The organism is Rheinheimera riviphila (genome assembly GCF_004005945.1).
Classification (GTDB): domain Bacteria; phylum Pseudomonadota; class Gammaproteobacteria; order Enterobacterales; family Alteromonadaceae; genus Pararheinheimera; species Pararheinheimera riviphila.
Map to the genome: position 1 here is coordinate 42,723 of NZ_SACS01000005.1, position 15,655 is coordinate 58,377.

Genomic DNA, 15,655 nt, shown 5'->3' on the forward strand with positions numbered 1-15,655 from the left:
GCCTGATGAAAAGCTGGTTATTGCAATGTTGGACGCTGCTGCGGCAGTTATCCGGTGACGATGCCTACGAGCGCTACTTGCGCCATCAGCTCAGCCAGCATCCGGATGAGCCGCCGCTGGATCGGAAAAGCTTTTTTAAGCGCGAACAAGAGCGGAAATGGCATGGCATAAAACGCTGTTGTTAGGCTAAAGTTACTGGCGATACGCTGCAATCCGAGTTTTTTGCTGCTGAACTGTTACTGATCGGTCCAGGCCTTGGCCTGTGACAAGGAGGGGTGATGATTTGGTTAGAAGCCGCGATGGCATTTTGTGTGGTGATGATGGTGTTATCGACCATGGTCACGGTGCTGGTGGAGAGTTTTTATCACCGGCTGTTTAAGTTACGCCAGCGCGGCATGCGCCAGCTGGTGGCGGCTTTATATACCGACATCATCGCGCCACGCTTGCAGCTGGAAACCCGTGCCGCCACAGGTTTTAGCAAGAAAATCACTACTTTACGCTATATGCCTTTTGACAAGCAGCTCACCGGTTTTAGCGGCTGGTTTCGCAAACACTGGCACCGGGTGATTGTTGGGCGTGAAGTACAAAGTCTGACTGCGCTTGAGTTTATCGCCCGTTTCGCCGATACCGAAGCCGGGCGTGAGCTTGCCGCGAAAGCCCAGCAACTTGGTGCGACCATCGCGCCGCAATATCTGAGTGATTTCCTCGATGATGTGTCCGAAAAATTTGCCGATTATGGCAATAGTACCCGCGAGTATTTCGCCAAAAGAGCGCAAATGGTTTCGGTATTGTTATCCATCGTGCTGGTGTTAGTGCTAAACCTGAACGTGGTGGATGTGTTTAACACCGTGCTGCGGGATGATAAGGTGCGGCAACAGTTACTGACACAAAGTGAATTGGTCAGTCTGACGATGCAACAACAGCAACAGGCGGCTGATGCGGCGGTACAACAGCTGGTTAGCGCATCGCGCGGGACAACAGACGTTGATGCAGATGCAACTTCAGACCCAATCGCAGCCCCGCCACACCTTAGCCCAGAAAAGTCGGTCGCTGAATTACAGGCCAGCATGCAGCAATCGTTAAAACTGTTACAAGACGCCAGCATTCCGATGGGGGCACCCTGGCCACAGCAATTTCCTGAACTCTTAGAACGGATGGCGCTGGTGATTTTTTCCGGCTTACTGGTCGGCCTCGGTGGGCCGTTCTGGTTTGACACCTTCCGCAAATTGTCGTCGATTGCCGGGGTGATCCGCGCTTTACCGCAAGTTGCTGCCGAGGACCAAGCGCCGGACGCGGTCAGCACCCTGACGCCACTGCAGGTGTTTCAAAAAGCTTTAAAAATGCAGCAGCTGGCGGATCCACAGCGTTATTTGGCGGCGCAGCAAAAGCCGGCTGATTGAAGTTGACAGCAGTGTTGATGAAGCCGCTATTGATTTAACCACTTTCGCAACAACGCAGTTCTGGTTTTGCTGCTGATGGCAGGTTCTTGGTCACAGCAAAGAACGACGGCTACCGCTTCTTTGCTAAAGGGCTCGACTTTGACGATGCTGTTGATGTGAATAATATCGCTGCGGTTCAGCCGGAAAAAGTCGGCTGGGTCGAGTTGGCGTTCAATCTCACCTAAGTTGCTTTCGGTCAGAATATGCACTTGATGCCGTTGGTCTGTCGCGAGCAACACGCCGTTGGCTGCGCGGATCAGCAGAATATCGGCCACCGGCAAAATGGCCAAACTTTGCCCTTTGCGTAGTAAAAAACGTTTTTTAAAGCTTAAGGTTGCAGTTGCTGTGGCGGGCAGCTGCAGTTTATGCTTCAGCTGGGCAAAGTTCAGCATCGCCTCGGCAAAGCGCTGGTATGAAAATGGCTTTAACAAATAATCGACCGCCTGATACTGAAACACCTGCATCCAATATTGATCATAGGCGGTGGTAAAGAGCACAGGGCAAGGCAAATCCAGCTGTTCCAGCGCGCTGAACACCTGACCATCAGCCAGCTCAACGTCGGAAAAAATCAAATCCAGCGACCGCGGCTCGCTGAAAAACGCCAGCACTTGTGCCACGCTGCCGAGTTGCGCCACGATCTCCGCGTCAGGCTGCTGTCGACTCAGATAGCCGATAAGTTTTTCTGCAGCCAGCGGTTCATCTTCAATAATCACTACTTTCATCAACGTTGGTTGTTTCCTGTTCAACTCGCTTGCAGCGGCACCCGAACGATAAATTGCTCGTTTTTCACAATGTCCAGCGGACGACCCAGCAGCGCCAGGCAACGTTCCGCCAGATTGGCTAAACCAGTGCCGGTGCCTGGCTGCGCAAAGGCTTTTGGTCGCAGCAAATGTCGGACAATAAGCTGCTCTTGCTGTACTTCAAGACAGATTTCCAAAGGCTCGCTCGCTGAAGCGCAGTTATGCTTCACCGCATTTTCTATCAGCAGCTGCAGGCTGCAGGGCACCAATTGCCACTGTGCTGACTGCTCGGCCAACACATTGTTCTGCAGTCGAAAACTGCGTGGAAACCGCTGCTGCAGCAACGCCAGATATTGTTTGGCAAACATCAGCTCCTCGGAGAGCGTCACTAAAGGTTTGCTACCTTGCTGCAATTGGTAACGGTAAATGTCGGCGAACTGATCTAAAAACTGCTCGGCCTGATCGGCATTTTTATGGATCAGCACTGACAACACATTCAAATTGTTAAATAAAAAATGTGGGTCCAGTTGTTGTTGCAGCAATTGCAGTTGGTAGCGCTGGTTTTGCTGGCCGACTTTGAGCAGCTCCAGCTGTTGTTGCTGCTGCTGTTGTAACGCCCGCCATAACAGGTCCGCCCCGGCGATTAAGCTATGCACCAGCAGATACATCAGGCTAATCCGCAGATACTGCTGCGCGACAGTCGGCTGCTGGGTTGCGAGGTCGATGATCAGTTGCAGCAGGGTCATCAGACCGACAAACAGCAGCAGACTCAGGCCAAAACTTTGAGTGTAACGCCGCAGCGGTGATGGTGGTTGACGTGTTGCCCAGAGCAGATTGTCCGTTTTACGGCTTAACCACAAGGACAGCACCGCTTGCAACGTCAGCCAGACTGGCGCATCGGCATGAAACTGCAATGGCTCGCCTGGCGCGGTTTGCAATAGCGCCAGATACAACATCAGCCCGTATGAAAACAACAACAACGCCGCCAGAGTTTTCAGTTTGTGGTTCATTTTGGTTGCACCGCTTCAGGCAGACGCATCAGTTCAGTGCCATCTTCGGCATAAAACACCAACTGTGGTTTGCCATCGGTATCAACCGCCATTTCGATTCGCTTTTTACCTTGAGGATCATTCAGTTGCAGCATGGCTTTTTTGTTTAATGTGCCATAAAACGCCCGGCGTTGACCATGAATATCTGGATGTTGTTGCTCCAACTCTTTGATTTTAGAAGTCGCAGCGGCGTCGCCCTTTTCCGAAGCCAGCATCAACGCCATGTATTCATCAATCGGGTAAGCCGGTCGGTCGACAATATTGACGCCGGTGATCAACATGTTGTCCTGTTCGATATGTTGCAGCGCCAGGCTCTGATCCTGATTGTAACGGTCAAAAGATAAATGCAGACCATGTTCTACTTTGTCGCCTTTTTTCTGGCCACGAAAGATGAAGCCGCCGTTTTCAGTGCCTTCATCATTGTAAAAAATCATGCCTGGCCTTGGGCCCGGATCAAAAAACGCTTTGCCTTCTTTAATGGCTTTTGGCGCATGGCTGGTATTGGCGATGACCAAGCGCGGATGGCCGCTTGGCTCCATCACATTGATCCGCTGTACATTCAGTTCACGCACCGTGCTGCTGTCGACTGGCAGTATCTGCGTTTTGATGGTCAGCGCTGCCAGCACGGCGACGAACAGGATATTAAGGCTGGTTTGGTTAAAGATTTTATGAGATTGCTGCATGATACCGTTCCGTTTTGTGGTTGATACCAGCAGTTTGGTGGAAGCAACAAGGGGTCGAAAGCACGATCCCATCAAGGGTAGAAAACGCACTTTTAACAGCGGAAAAAGCGCAATGAGTGGGGGTGAATGAAGAGGACGAGTGACATCATCCATGACGTCACTCAGCAGTTGACCTGCGATTTGATTCAGCAATACAACCGCTGCAGTTACAGTAACTGAATTTCGCAGTGCTGCTGCGTGTTCCCCAACCTTCGATGCTAAGTGAGGTCTGAGATTAAATCTGTCAGCTGCTGTTGTGGCGGGACATCTGACTGACCAAGCTGCATTTGCAGTAATGTCAGATGTTGTTGCTGTCCTGCATCAAGTTGCTGCTGGGCGATGATCCGGCATAACTGCCGCGCCCGTTGCAGCAGACCCGCCCGGTGACAAACATCCACATAATGAAACAGCATCCGCTGTTGCTCGGAGTCCAGACGCGGGTTATTGCTAAAATAACGCCGGAAGTATTCTGCAGTCACTTTCCGACACCAGATTGCAGCGTTTTTGTCGGCCAGTTCATCACAGACCCAGGCTGCTGCTAATGCGCTATATGCCGCATCACACAACTGCTGGCGGGATAAATCCAAAATCGCTTTGCACAAAAACACCCGCGCCAGTTTAGGTAAACTTTCGTCGGACCATTGCAGTTGATATGGAATACTGTGCACCAATGCCCGGATGTCGTCCGGGCAAGCATGATTCAGAGCGGTAGTGGCAAAACCGCATTTTTGACAATAGATGATCGACAATAAATAGCCGTATCCGGTTGGTGCGCCGACATCATTTTCGAGGTTAATGCCCACGCTCAGATCCGCCGGGCTGTCGCTATCGATCGTTCTGGCGGTCTTCATCGGGTGTTGGCAAACACCACATGCAATGACGGAGCCTGGCAGGGGCTGATTGGTGCCCTTTATTGTAATGCCGGTATCACGGGTGCCAATGGTGGCGTCCTGTTGCTGGCAATTGCGTTCCTGCATCTTGCTTGTCCTTGATTTCGTGTACATTTACCGAAAAACCCCTGGTCAAACCCAGTGTGGACAGTTTATAAATGGCATTAACAAATGTATGTAAAAAAGCGACAGGAACTTGTTTTTTCCCGACATGTTCTCGCTTGGATGTGGGCGAACCTGGAGATAGGCTTAGATGCACATGGATGTCAGAATCAACAGGGAGCTGTTGCACGATGAATTAGAGCAGGAATTGATTTTCGAAGACGAGCTGACAAAGGAGTTACTTGCCTGTGAAAGTTTATGCCAATTGCTGGATATCAAGCTGGATTGGTTGGTTCAAAGTACAACTGCAATCAGGATTGCCCCGCAAAAGTTAAATTTGCTCTGCCAACTATTCATCAAGGCGACGATGAAACAAGGGCAGTTGTGCCGACGGATCAGGCTGAACTCTGTACAAAAACCTGCAGGTGCACAGCTTGTGATCCATTTTGATGCCGCAACGTTGTTACCTGATTGGCATCAAAATCTGGCGTTTATCCGATTTTGTTATCTGGCGCGGCAAAGCGGCTGGCAGGTTAAGCTCTGTCACACTGAGCGACTGAAGCGGTTGCAACTTTTTGTGCCGGGCGAAGTGCTGGTGGCAGACAGCGCTGACGCATCCAACCGGCAGATCCGTCGGGACGGCTTAGCGGATTACGGCCAATATATTGGCGGTGAACAACGTTATCGGCCCTGCATTTTGCTGTTTGAACCCAACAACGAGATCCGCCGATTTATCGCCAGTTTATTGCAGAATGACTATCTGGTGTTGCTGGTGCCGGATGACTCGCAGCTGCTGGAATGGGTCAAACGCGAACAACCGGATTTGATCCTGGCTGACGTGTTAGCAGCAAAACCAGATGCCTTGGCGTTGATCCGTCAGCTCAGTCAAGATCAGGCCTGTCGTCATATTCCACTATTTGTGCTCTCCGGGTTTAAAGATCTGGCGACAAAAACCGAATGCTTACTGGCGGGTGCGGTGGACTATTTTTGTAAACCGTTCCATGCCGCTGAGTTACTCCTGAAAATTCGCAATCAAATTCGCCAAAGTATTGCGTTCACCTTGCTGGCAGATAAAAGTCATTACCTGGCCCGATTGCAGACCGATGTTGCGGCGCGTGATCTGCGATTTACCAAGCGGTTAGATCAGTTGATTGACGCGAATTATCAGCTAGCTGACTTTTCAATCCCGGCGCTGGCTGCTTTACTGGGATCCAGCGAACGCCAGCTGCAGCGGCGTTGTTTGCGAATTTATCAAAGCTCTCCGGCCGAATATCTGCAGGAGTTCCGCTTGCAACGCGCCAAAGCATTATTACAGCAAGGCCAGACGTTGCAGTCGGTCGCTTACGGTTGCGGTTTTTCGTCTGATCAATATTTTAGTAAGTGCTTTAAAAAACGATTTGGCATCACGCCAGCAATGCTGCAAAAAGGGCGCTGAGCGGCACAAGCTGCTGGTGTAAATAGTGCGGAAAGAATCGGGAAACGGGATTTGATAATTGGTGGCCCCACCTGGACTTGAACCAGGGACCGATCGATTATGAGTCGAGCGCTCTAACCAACTGAGCTATAGGGCCGTGTTTGATGCAGTTGCGAATGCAGGATGCAATAAAACGCAGGCAGTATAAGAATTTTTCGGACTGTTGTCACTTGCTGTCGCGGGCTTTCCTTGGTCAATTGCTGATTTTTTAGGCGCTTAGCTTGCGCGGATGCCGCAGGGCTGTGTACTTGCTGAAAAACTGCTGCAGTTACCAATCCAGCTGTGGAAAAAAAAAAGCGCCCGTAGGCGCTTTTTTAAACTTAGTTCAACGAACCAGTGACTACTCGTCGAGGAAGCTTTTTAACACTTCTGAGCGGGAAGGGTGACGCAGCTTACGCAGTGCTTTGGCTTCGATCTGACGGATCCGCTCACGCGTTACGTCAAACTGTTTGCCGACTTCTTCCAGTGTATGGTCGGTATTCATATCGATACCAAACCGCATCCGCAGTACCTTGGCTTCGCGGGCGGTGAGGCCTGCCAGCACTTCGTTGGTGGCTGCCTTTAAGCTTTCCATGGTGGCTGAATCCAGTGGTGATTCTGAACCACTGTCTTCGATAAAATCGCCTAAATGCGAATCTTCGTCATCGCCAATCGGTGTTTCCATCGAAATTGGTTCTTTGGCGATTTTCAGCACTTTGCGGATCTTATCTTCCGGCATGCCCATGCGCTCAGATAATTCTTCCGGCGACGGTTCACGCCCCATCTCCTGCAGCATCTGCCGTGAAATACGGTTCAGCTTGTTGATGGTTTCAATCATATGCACCGGAATACGGATGGTGCGCGCCTGGTCGGCGATTGAACGGGTGATCGCCTGACGGATCCACCAGGTAGCGTAAGTTGAGAACTTGTAACCACGACGGTATTCGAATTTATCTACGGCTTTCATCAGACCGATATTGCCTTCCTGAATCAAATCAAGGAATTGCAAACCACGGTTGGTGTACTTTTTCGCAATCGAAATTACCAGACGTAAGTTGGCTTCCACCATCTCTTTCTTGGCGCGGCGAGCTTTGGCTTCACCAATCGACATCCGGCGGTTAATGTCTTTGATTTTGAAAATCGACAGGCCGGTTTCTTCTTCAATTTTGCGCAGTTTGTCGGTTGAACGCACCAGATCGTCACGCATTTCTCCCAGTTTTGGAGAATATGGCTTGTTGGCGGCGATTTCGGCGTCAATCCAGGCGCTGCTGTTTTCGTTACCGGTAAATGCTTTTAAGAAGTTTTTCTTTGGCATTTTCGCGTATTCAACACAGTTTTTCATCACGATGCGTTCCTGGACGCGAACGCGATCCATCATTTCACGCATGTTTTTGACTAAACGGTCAAATTGCTTTGGTACTAACCGGAAACAACGGAAAACTTCACTCAGCTTTTCGATTTCAGCTTTGGTGGTCGCATGTTCGCGGCCATTGCTGGTAATTGAATTGCGGGTTACTTCGTATTGGGTACGCAGTTCACCGAATTTGATTTTGGCAACTTCCGGATCCGGGCCGGTATCGGCTTCTTCGGTTTCGCCATCTTCTTCTTCGTCGTCACCGGTTAAATTAGTATCTTCATCAGCTAATTCTTCTTCCGGCACATCAGAACCGATATGCGTCGCGGTTGGCGCGATATCGTCGACTTCGTTTGGATCAATAAAAGCAGAAACGATATCGCTTAAGCGAATTTCTTCAGCTTCAAATTTATCCCATTGTTCAAGCAGATAGGTAATTGCTTCCGGGTATTCGGCGACCGAGGTTTGTACCTGGTTGATCCCTTCTTCAATACGCTTGGCGATGTCGATTTCGCCTTCACGGGTCAGTAGTTCAACTGTACCCATTTCGCGCATGTACATCCGGACTGGATCTGTGGTGCGACCCAGTTCTTTATCAACACTGACCAAAGCCTGTGCGGCTTCTTCGGCGGCGTCTTCATCCGGTGCCGCGTCAGACATAATCAAGTCGTCAGCGTCAGGTGCCGTTTCAAACACCTGAATACCCATGTCGTTAATCATGCGGATGATATCTTCGATCTGATCAGAGTCGATGATATCTTGTGGAAGGTGATCGTTTACTTCGGCAAAAGTTAAATAACCTTGCTCTTTACCTTTTAAGATAAGGAGTTTTAATTGCGACTGAGGATTATGCTCCATAGAGGCTGTTCTTCCACCCAAATATGTTAAATTTCAAAAATGCGAATGAGCGAGTATAACAAAGCGCGGCTTTTCTAGCCAGCAACCTGAGCTCATCTGCAGTTATTTGCTCTTGAATGCCTTCAACAGCATGGCGTATTCGTGTCGTTCGGCCACCGATAATTTACTTAATTGGTCCTTGCGTTGTAATGATTCAAGGCGCTGCTGTAAATATTGGTCTTCGATCGAACGAAACGTATCTAAAAACTCCTGAGTTAATTGCTCTTCTGCGACCTGATGGTCCCATAACGCCAATTTACTCAGAATGTTGTACTCTGGTAATTCCCGCCAGTATTCCAGCAGTTGCGCTGTCGTTAACTGTGGTTTTTCTATTAAATGTTGTTGAATCGCCAGCAATAGCGCTACACCTGGTAAATTCGCCTGTGCTAATTCCGGCGCATGCGGCATTACTTTGGCCAGCTGCGGATACTGCAGCAGCAGTGCAACAGCCCGGCGCATTGGCGTAATTTTGCTGGTTTTCACCGGCGTTACACTGGCTTTACCGGCGCTGTTTTTGGTATTTGGATTGCGCGCTCTGCCCACCAGATTGGCCAGCTTTTCCTGTAATAATTCACGGTAAAATTCACTGGGGATCGTCGCAATCATCTCATTGGCTTTGACCCACAAACCGGACTTTCCGGCATCGCTGGATACATCCAGCTCCTGCAATAGGTGGTCAAACAGATAATTGCTTAAAGGCATTGCCTGGTCGAGCCGGGCTAAAAACGCTGCTTTGCCTTCTTTTTGGACCAGTGAATCCGGATCTTCGCCGTCCGGCAAAAATACAAAATTCAGTTCAACGCCGTCTTTTAATTGCGGCAACGCGCTTTGTAGCGCGCGCCAGGCGGCATCACGACCAGCACGGTCGCCGTCATAACAACAAATCACTTTGCGACAAAACCTGAACATGGTTTGCATATGGTCAGAAGTGGTGGCAGTACCAAGGCAAGCCACGGCAAAGGAAATCCCTTGTTCCGACAGCGCCACCACGTCCATATATCCTTCAACCACCAACAGCCGGTCGAGCCGATCCTGTTGTTGTCGGGCTTCATACAAGCCGTAAAGTTCCCGGCCTTTATGGAACAATCTTGTTTCCGGCGAGTTCAGATATTTAGGGGTACCGTCACCTAAAACCCGTCCGCCAAAACCAATCACCCGCCCGCGTTTATCGCGGATAGGGAACATAATGCGGTCGCGGAAAAAATCATATTCGCGGCCATTTTCGTTGCGATTGGTCAGCTTTAATTCAAACAGCTGATCGCGGGAAACTTTGTTGGCGCCGAGTTGTTTCAGCAGCAAGTCCCAGCTATCAGGGGCATAACCAATGCCGTATTTTTCGATGGTCACAGCCGATAAGCCACGTTTTGCAACATAGGCCGTGGCATGTGAATGCTGACTTAATTGTTGCTGATAGCTCTGCGCTGCTTTTTGCATCTGACTGTAGTCATCAGCCGTACCCTGCACATAAGCTTTTGCTTTATGGCCGGCTTCACGCGGCACTTCAACGTGGTGAATTTTTGCAAGCTCTTCAATGGCTTCCACAAATTCGAGTTGTTCAAATGCCATCATAAAACTAATGGCATTGCCATGAGCGCCACAGCCAAAGCAGTGATAAAACTGTTTGTCAGCACTCACGGTAAAAGAAGGTGATTTTTCGCTATGGAAAGGGCAACAAGCGGTATAGTTTTTACCGGCTTTTTTTAACGGCACCCGTAAATCAATTAATTCGACGATGTCAGTACGAGCTAACAAATCATCGATAAAGGGTCTTGGGATTTGTCCTGCCACCTTTTTCCTTTTGCTTAAAAATGCTCATTTCAGAAAAAGACAAACCGTGCGCTAAGGCACGGTGTGCAGTTTAACAGCTTATACCCGTCATCCTTGAAGATTCGGGGTTGTTGGCCGCCTTCACAAACCCCAGTCACATAGAACTACTATGCTCCTGGGGATTCGTTCAGTTGCCGCCTACCCGAATCTTCAATGATTTTGGGTATGGACGTTAGTTCAGCCGGTTTTTCACCAGAGCACTGAGTGCGCCCATATCGGTGCGACCCTGAACCTGCGGCTTTAACCAGGTCATGACTTTTGCCATGTCCTGCATTGAGCTGGCTGCTGTTGCGGCAATTGCCTGCGTCAGCATATCGTCCAGCTCAGCCTGAGTTAAGGCTTGCGGTAAAAACTGCTCAATGATCGCGATTTCAGATAACTCAATTTCTGCTAAATCAGCTCTGCCGCCGGCAGTATACTGAGTCGCAGACTCTTTGCGCTGTTTGGCCATTTTGGTCAAAATTGCAAGGATATTGGCATCGTCAGGTTGCATCTGATGGTCGAGCTGGCGTTGTTTAACTTCAGCCAGTGCCATACGGATAGTACTAAGACGCAATTTGTCTTTGGCACGCATTGCGTCTTTTTGTGCTTCCTGAAGTTGCTCGAGCAGAGCCATCTGAGGAATGCGGTCTTAGTAAAGCTTGATACGACGAGCGTTTTCGCGTGAAAGCTTTTTCATGTGGCGCTTAACAGCAGCAGCTTTCTTACGTTTACGAACCCAAGTTGGCTTCTCGAAGAATTCTTTTGCACGGACATCAGCCAATACGCCTGCTTTTTCGCATGAACGTTTGAAACGACGTAACGCTACGTCAAATGGTTCGTTTTCTTTAACTTTAACAACAGGCATTAAAATCTCACCTCGGTTTATCTGGATACCGCGTTCTGGTCAGCGGCTAACCAATACGTTTAAATTTGGTGCGGCATTTTACTCAAAAGCCACGCCTAAAGTAAAGCACTTATATGCTTTGCTGGCTCTGTGCGTTGGATCCCGTTACAATTCGCGGCTTAGCGCCGGGTAAAGAGGGGAAAAAATGCGGGTTTTAGGTATCGAAACGTCTTGTGACGAGACCGGAATTGCCATTTATGATGGCGAAAAAGGGCTATTAAGTCACGTGTTATATTCACAGATTGCCATTCATGCTGACTACGGTGGCGTGGTGCCAGAGCTGGCGTCACGGGATCATATCCGTAAAACTTTGCCGTTGATTAAACAAGCGCTGCAGGAAGCCGGTGTCAGTGCCGACAGCATTGACGGTGTGGCTTACACCGCAGGTCCCGGTTTATCCGGCGCCTTATTAGTGGGGGCTTCAATCGGTCGTAGTCTGGCGATGGCCTGGGGCAAACCGGCGCTGGCGGTGCATCATATGGAAGGGCATTTATTGGCGCCGATGCTGGAAGCCAATCCGCCGCAGTTTCCTTTTATCGCATTGTTGGTCTCCGGCGGTCACACGCAGTTGGTGCGGGTCGATGGCATTGGCCAATATCAGTTATTGGGCGAATCAGTTGATGATGCAGCAGGCGAAGCCTTTGATAAAACAGCCAAATTGATGGGGCTGGAATATCCGGGTGGACCTTTGCTGGCGAAACTTGCAACACAAGGTGATGCAAAAAAATACAAATTCCCACGGCCGATGACCGACCGACCTGGCCTGGATTTCAGCTTCAGTGGTTTAAAAACTGCAGCTTCGAATGTCATTGCTGCCGAAGGCAACAGCCCGGAAGTGCAGGCTGATATTGCCGCGTCTTTTCAGCAAGCAGTGGTGGACACTTTAGTGTTCAAATGCCAGCGTGCACTGAATGAAACCGGCTTAAAACGATTGATCGTTGCAGGCGGTGTTAGTGCCAATACTTCATTGCGAGAGCAGCTGCAGCAGCTTTTGAGTAAAATGAAAGGCGAGGTGTTCTATCCACGTAAAGAGTTTTGCACCGACAATGGTGCGATGATCGCATTTGCCGGTTATCAGCGACTTAATGCAGGCCAGCAGCAGGATTTGAGCATCGGCGTGACACCACGCTGGCCGATGACGGAATTGCCAGCAATTTAAGATACTTTACCTGCTAAAACAAAAATCCCGCGTGATGCGGGATTTTTTATGGGTTCACCGAAGTTAGGCGCTAAGTTCTGGCTTTTCGACCAACAAAAGCCCGGGCAATATCTGACCAGTCCGGCTCTTTGCCATACATCCGAATGCCGAGCGCAAACACCCGGCTGGCCGCAGCTTTAAACCACCACAAGCAACCAATTAACAGCAATAAGGAAAGTGCCCATTCCCACATCGGCACCGCTGAATTGGCCATCCGCAGTGGCATTGCCGCAAATGAAGTCAGTGGAAACAGACTTAAAATCTGCATCATCAGGCCCTCTGCATTGTCCATCACACTAAAAGCCAGCCCTAAAGGCGCTGCAGGTAAAAACATCATAATGCTGCGGCTGGAATGGTTTGGATCATCAATAGTCGCAGCAAAACCTGCCATAAAACTATTCACCAGTAATAAACCTAATCCGACAAATAACAAGGCGCTAAACACTTCAAAACCAGTCATTGGGATCGCTTGCATCGGCTTATTATCGATGAGACGGAAGGCCTGGATCACCAGAAAGAAAAACAAGCCACTGGTCAGCATCGATTTTAAGCAAAACAATGAAATGCCCAGGATTTTCCCATCCATCCATTGTTGTGGCGTGAGTAAAGTCAGCAGCTGTTCGGTGACCCGGTTTTGCTTTTCAGTGGTGATGGCGGTGAACATAAAACCAAAACCAGAAAATACGCCAAGGGCCAGTAAAAACAGCAAACCGGCGCTGACCAGTTTCTGGCCTTTGTCATCTTTGGCACCGCTATCCGCTTTGAGTAGCTCCACCTTAATTTCCGGCAGTTTGGCGATCAGTTGTTGTTGCTCGGCGCTCAGTGGCAGGGCGCTAATCAAGCGTTGTTGTTGCCATTTTTGCACCGTGGTTTTTAACTTATCTTGCCAGCTGGCTTTTTCTTCGGCCAGCAACTGCACCGGCGTCACGCTGGTATCTATCACTGCGTCCCAGACATCGCCGACCCCGGCTGCCACATCGGCTTTTTTATCCGGTGGTAACAGTTGAAATTTAAAGCCGTCCAGTTCCGGTACGCTGCCAGTTGTTGCCAATACAGCAACGTTATAATCTTTATCCAAAGCGTTTTTCAGCATTGGCCACAAACTGGTCAAGGTGAAAATCAACACCATTAAACCAATCCCGATCAGCTCTTGTTTCCACTTGAAATAACGTTTGAACTCAAATAAAGCGATGGTCCAGATTTTCATGCGGCGACTCCTTCGCTGATGCTCTGAGTGGAGATGGTCTGTGTGGTGTCAGGGGCTTGATTATGATGTTGCACAGCCGCCAGGTATAAGTCGTGCAGACTCGGTTGTTGGCGGCTGAAATCGGCGAGGGTACCCAGCTGACTGAGCTCCTGCAGCAATTGATTGACCGTGGCATGGTCATGTAATTCAAGTAAAAACTGCAACTCAGATTGAGCCTGCCAATGCCTGACACTCTGACAATCGCCGAGCTTGGCTGAGTCAATGTTTGCCGTGAAACGAACGCTGTAACTGACTTTTGGGTCCAGTTGCTGCGTCACTTGTTGCAGGTTACCGTGCGCCACCACCTGGCCTTTGTTCAGTAGCATCATCTGATCTGCCAGCCGTTCAACCAACGCCATTTGGTGTGCACTCAATAACACCGTTGTCCCTTTAGCTTTGAGTTCAGCCAGGATCGTCAGCACATGTTCCTGATTAATTGGATCAAGCCCGGAAAACGGCTCGTCCAGAATCAGTAACGCCGGTTGATGCATCAGGCAACTAATCAATTGCACTTTTTGCTGGTTACCCTTGGATAGTTTTGATAGGTTTTCTTTGCGTTTATCAAGCAAATCAAGTCGTTGCAACCAATGCTCCAGTTGTTCGGCAATCTGGCTTTTCGTTAAGCCACGCAGCTGGCCGATATACTGCAGATTTTCTACCACAGTCTTATCCAGGTACAAACCGCGGTCTTCCGGCAGATAACCAAAACAACCCTCAGGCAAGCTGCTGTGCTGCTGGCCTGCGAGTGTCACACTGATTTGCCCTTGATCAGGCAAGGTCAAACCGACCAACATCCTGATCAACGACGATTTACCGGCGCCATTCGGCCCCAGCAACGCAAAAATCTGGCCGCCGGGGATGGTAAAACTTAAATCCTGTACCGCCTGCACATTGCCGTAAGTTTTGGCGACGTGCGACACTTCGATATGCAACATAACAACTCCATTTATACGAAATCATGCGAAATCATGGGCTGGAGCATACCTTCGCTGATTTGTTGATGTGAACATTTTTTTGCATTTCTGCTGCAAAAGGAGGAGGAGCGGTTGATTTCGGCAGTTGAATGGTTTGTTGGCCAGGGCTTCATGTGTCGTACCTGGTGTCGTTTGCCAAAGTCCATGCATTCGGATCAGGTTTTCAGTAGAATGCAGCGGCATTGCGGGCTTGCCCGCCAGTTAAGACTGCGGGTTTGACGGTGTTGGTAAAAAAGGGTGATGCATGTTGCTGATGATCGACAATTACGATTCGTTTACTTACAACCTGGTGCAATATTTTGCCGAGCTGGGTCAGCAGGTGGTGGTGCGGCGTAATGACGATATTTCTATTGCTGAAATAACGCAGCTGATGCCGGAGTTTCTGGTGATTTCGCCAGGTCCCTGCAGCCCGGATCAAGCCGGAATTTCACTGGAAGCGATTCGCCATTTTGCCGGAAAAATCCCAATTCTGGGGGTATGTCTGGGGCATCAGGCGATGGCGCAGGCGTTTGGCGGCAAGGTGCAGCGGGCAAAACAAGTGATGCATGGCAAAAATTCGTTGATCCGTCATACCGGACAGTCGGTGTTTTGTGGCCTGAATAACCCGCTGAGCGTCACCCGTTATCATTCACTGGTGGTCGCCCAAGATCAGTTACCTACCGACTTTGAAATCACTGCCTGGACCGAACATACCGATGGACGCATCGATGAAATCATGGGGCTGGCGCATCGTACTTTAGCCCTGCATGCGGTGCAATTTCATCCAGAAGCGATCTTAACGGAACAAGGTCACCAGTTATTGGCGAATTTTTTAAACTTTGCAGTCGATGCAAGGCCTGCCGCGGTTGACAGCTGAACGGCCTAATCGCACACTGCCA

The 15,655-nt window shown here is 49.7% G+C and carries 15 protein-coding genes and 1 tRNA gene; 5 read left to right on the top strand and 11 right to left on the bottom strand.

What is annotated here, in order from left to right; all coding sequences use genetic code 11:
• Window positions 1-5: 5 nt before the first annotated feature.
• Window positions 6-185, top strand: a complete 180-nt coding sequence (locus EOE67_RS06465) for a YbdD/YjiX family protein (protein ID WP_127698223.1) — start codon at window positions 6-8, stop codon at window positions 183-185.
• 93 nt (window positions 186-278) lie between these two features.
• Window positions 279-1,400, top strand: coding sequence for a hypothetical protein (locus EOE67_RS06470; RefSeq protein WP_127698224.1), 1,122 nt, complete (start codon window positions 279-281; stop codon window positions 1,398-1,400).
• 26 nt (window positions 1,401-1,426) lie between these two features.
• Here EOE67_RS06470 and EOE67_RS06475 read toward each other — a convergent pair whose 3' ends face one another.
• The 4 genes from EOE67_RS06475 to EOE67_RS06490 form a co-directional block, all read right to left on the bottom strand.
• On the bottom strand, window positions 1,427-2,161 hold the full coding sequence (locus tag EOE67_RS06475; protein ID WP_127698225.1) for a LytR/AlgR family response regulator transcription factor: 735 nt from the start codon (window positions 2,159-2,161) through the stop codon (window positions 1,427-1,429).
• A gap of 20 nt (window positions 2,162-2,181) precedes the next feature.
• Complete coding sequence (locus EOE67_RS06480; RefSeq protein ID WP_127698226.1) at window positions 2,182-3,189, bottom strand: sensor histidine kinase; 1,008 nt, start codon at window positions 3,187-3,189, stop codon at window positions 2,182-2,184.
• Complete coding sequence (locus EOE67_RS06485; protein WP_127698227.1) at window positions 3,186-3,911, bottom strand: hypothetical protein; 726 nt, start codon at window positions 3,909-3,911, stop codon at window positions 3,186-3,188. The genes EOE67_RS06480 and EOE67_RS06485 overlap by 4 nt, the downstream gene beginning before the upstream one ends.
• Window positions 3,912-4,168: 257 nt before the next feature.
• Window positions 4,169-4,927 carry a hypothetical protein gene (locus EOE67_RS06490; RefSeq protein ID WP_127698228.1) on the bottom strand — a complete coding sequence of 253 codons (759 nt, stop codon included), beginning with the start codon at window positions 4,925-4,927 and terminating at the stop codon, window positions 4,169-4,171.
• Window positions 4,928-5,126: 199 nt separating this feature from the next.
• On the opposite strand from EOE67_RS06490, the gene EOE67_RS06495 reads away from it, so the two are divergent.
• Window positions 5,127-6,377 (top strand): helix-turn-helix domain-containing protein, encoded by a 1,251-nt coding sequence (locus EOE67_RS06495; RefSeq protein ID WP_164852241.1) that lies wholly within the window; start codon window positions 5,127-5,129, stop codon window positions 6,375-6,377.
• A 59-nt stretch (window positions 6,378-6,436) separates the two neighbouring features.
• On the opposite strand, the gene EOE67_RS06500 is transcribed toward EOE67_RS06495, so the two are convergent.
• The 5 genes from EOE67_RS06500 to rpsU all read right to left on the bottom strand — a co-directional run bounded on the left by EOE67_RS06500 (window position 6,437) and on the right by rpsU (window position 11,320).
• A tRNA-Ile gene (locus EOE67_RS06500) sits at window positions 6,437-6,513 on the bottom strand.
• Window positions 6,514-6,756: 243 nt separating this feature from the next.
• A complete protein-coding gene (gene rpoD / locus EOE67_RS06505) occupies window positions 6,757-8,607 on the bottom strand; it encodes an RNA polymerase sigma factor RpoD (RefSeq protein ID WP_127698230.1) in 1,851 nt (616 codons plus the stop codon).
• A gap of 102 nt (window positions 8,608-8,709) precedes the next feature.
• Window positions 8,710-10,434 (bottom strand): DNA primase, encoded by a 1,725-nt coding sequence (gene dnaG, locus EOE67_RS06510; protein ID WP_127698231.1) that lies wholly within the window; start codon window positions 10,432-10,434, stop codon window positions 8,710-8,712.
• A gap of 211 nt (window positions 10,435-10,645) precedes the next feature.
• Window positions 10,646-11,089, bottom strand: coding sequence for a GatB/YqeY domain-containing protein (locus EOE67_RS06515; protein ID WP_127698232.1), 444 nt, complete (start codon window positions 11,087-11,089; stop codon window positions 10,646-10,648).
• A 15-nt stretch (window positions 11,090-11,104) separates the two neighbouring features.
• Window positions 11,105-11,320, bottom strand: a complete 216-nt coding sequence (gene rpsU / locus EOE67_RS06520; RefSeq protein WP_031567241.1) for a 30S ribosomal protein S21 — start codon at window positions 11,318-11,320, stop codon at window positions 11,105-11,107.
• Between the two features lie 184 nt (window positions 11,321-11,504).
• On the opposite strand from rpsU, the gene tsaD reads away from it, so the two are divergent.
• On the top strand, window positions 11,505-12,518 hold the full coding sequence (tsaD, locus tag EOE67_RS06525; protein ID WP_127698233.1) for a tRNA (adenosine(37)-N6)-threonylcarbamoyltransferase complex transferase subunit TsaD: 1,014 nt from the start codon (window positions 11,505-11,507) through the stop codon (window positions 12,516-12,518).
• Between the two features lie 70 nt (window positions 12,519-12,588).
• Here the strand turns inward: tsaD and EOE67_RS06530 are convergent, their stop codons facing one another.
• Both EOE67_RS06530 and EOE67_RS06535 read right to left on the bottom strand, forming a co-directional pair.
• Window positions 12,589-13,764 (bottom strand): ABC transporter permease, encoded by a 1,176-nt coding sequence (locus EOE67_RS06530; RefSeq protein ID WP_127698234.1) that lies wholly within the window; start codon window positions 13,762-13,764, stop codon window positions 12,589-12,591.
• Window positions 13,761-14,738, bottom strand: a complete 978-nt coding sequence (locus EOE67_RS06535) for an ABC transporter ATP-binding protein (RefSeq protein WP_206099496.1) — start codon at window positions 14,736-14,738, stop codon at window positions 13,761-13,763. The genes EOE67_RS06530 and EOE67_RS06535 overlap by 4 nt, the downstream gene beginning before the upstream one ends.
• Before the next feature lie 283 nt (window positions 14,739-15,021).
• Between EOE67_RS06535 and EOE67_RS06540 the strand changes: the two genes are divergently transcribed.
• Window positions 15,022-15,633, top strand: coding sequence for an anthranilate synthase component II (locus EOE67_RS06540; protein WP_127698235.1), 612 nt, complete (start codon window positions 15,022-15,024; stop codon window positions 15,631-15,633).
• The last annotated feature ends 22 nt before the right edge of the window (window positions 15,634-15,655 follow it).

Bases quoted from the DNA above. Each gene is read 5' to 3' on its own strand.
- EOE67_RS06465 (WP_127698223.1), top strand. From the start codon at position 6: ATGAAAAGCTGGTTATTGCAATGTTGGACGCTGCTGCGGCAGTTATCC.
- EOE67_RS06470 (WP_127698224.1), top strand. From the start codon at position 279: ATGATTTGGTTAGAAGCCGCGATGGCATTTTGTGTGGTGATGATGGTG.
- EOE67_RS06475 (WP_127698225.1), bottom strand. From the start codon at position 2,161: ATGAAAGTAGTGATTATTGAAGATGAACCGCTGGCTGCAGAAAAACTT.
- EOE67_RS06480 (WP_127698226.1), bottom strand. From the start codon at position 3,189: ATGAACCACAAACTGAAAACTCTGGCGGCGTTGTTGTTGTTTTCATAC.
- EOE67_RS06485 (WP_127698227.1), bottom strand. From the start codon at position 3,911: ATGCAGCAATCTCATAAAATCTTTAACCAAACCAGCCTTAATATCCTG.
- EOE67_RS06490 (WP_127698228.1), bottom strand. From the start codon at position 4,927: ATGCAGGAACGCAATTGCCAGCAACAGGACGCCACCATTGGCACCCGT.
- rpoD (WP_127698230.1), bottom strand. From the start codon at position 8,607: ATGGAGCATAATCCTCAGTCGCAATTAAAACTCCTTATCTTAAAAGGT.
- EOE67_RS06515 (WP_127698232.1), bottom strand. From the start codon at position 11,089: ATGGCTCTGCTCGAGCAACTTCAGGAAGCACAAAAAGACGCAATGCGT.
- rpsU (WP_031567241.1), bottom strand. From the start codon at position 11,320: ATGCCTGTTGTTAAAGTTAAAGAAAACGAACCATTTGACGTAGCGTTA.
- tsaD (WP_127698233.1), top strand. From the start codon at position 11,505: ATGCGGGTTTTAGGTATCGAAACGTCTTGTGACGAGACCGGAATTGCC.
- EOE67_RS06530 (WP_127698234.1), bottom strand. From the start codon at position 13,764: ATGAAAATCTGGACCATCGCTTTATTTGAGTTCAAACGTTATTTCAAG.
- EOE67_RS06535 (WP_206099496.1), bottom strand. From the start codon at position 14,738: ATGTTGCATATCGAAGTGTCGCACGTCGCCAAAACTTACGGCAATGTG.
- EOE67_RS06540 (WP_127698235.1), top strand. From the start codon at position 15,022: ATGTTGCTGATGATCGACAATTACGATTCGTTTACTTACAACCTGGTG.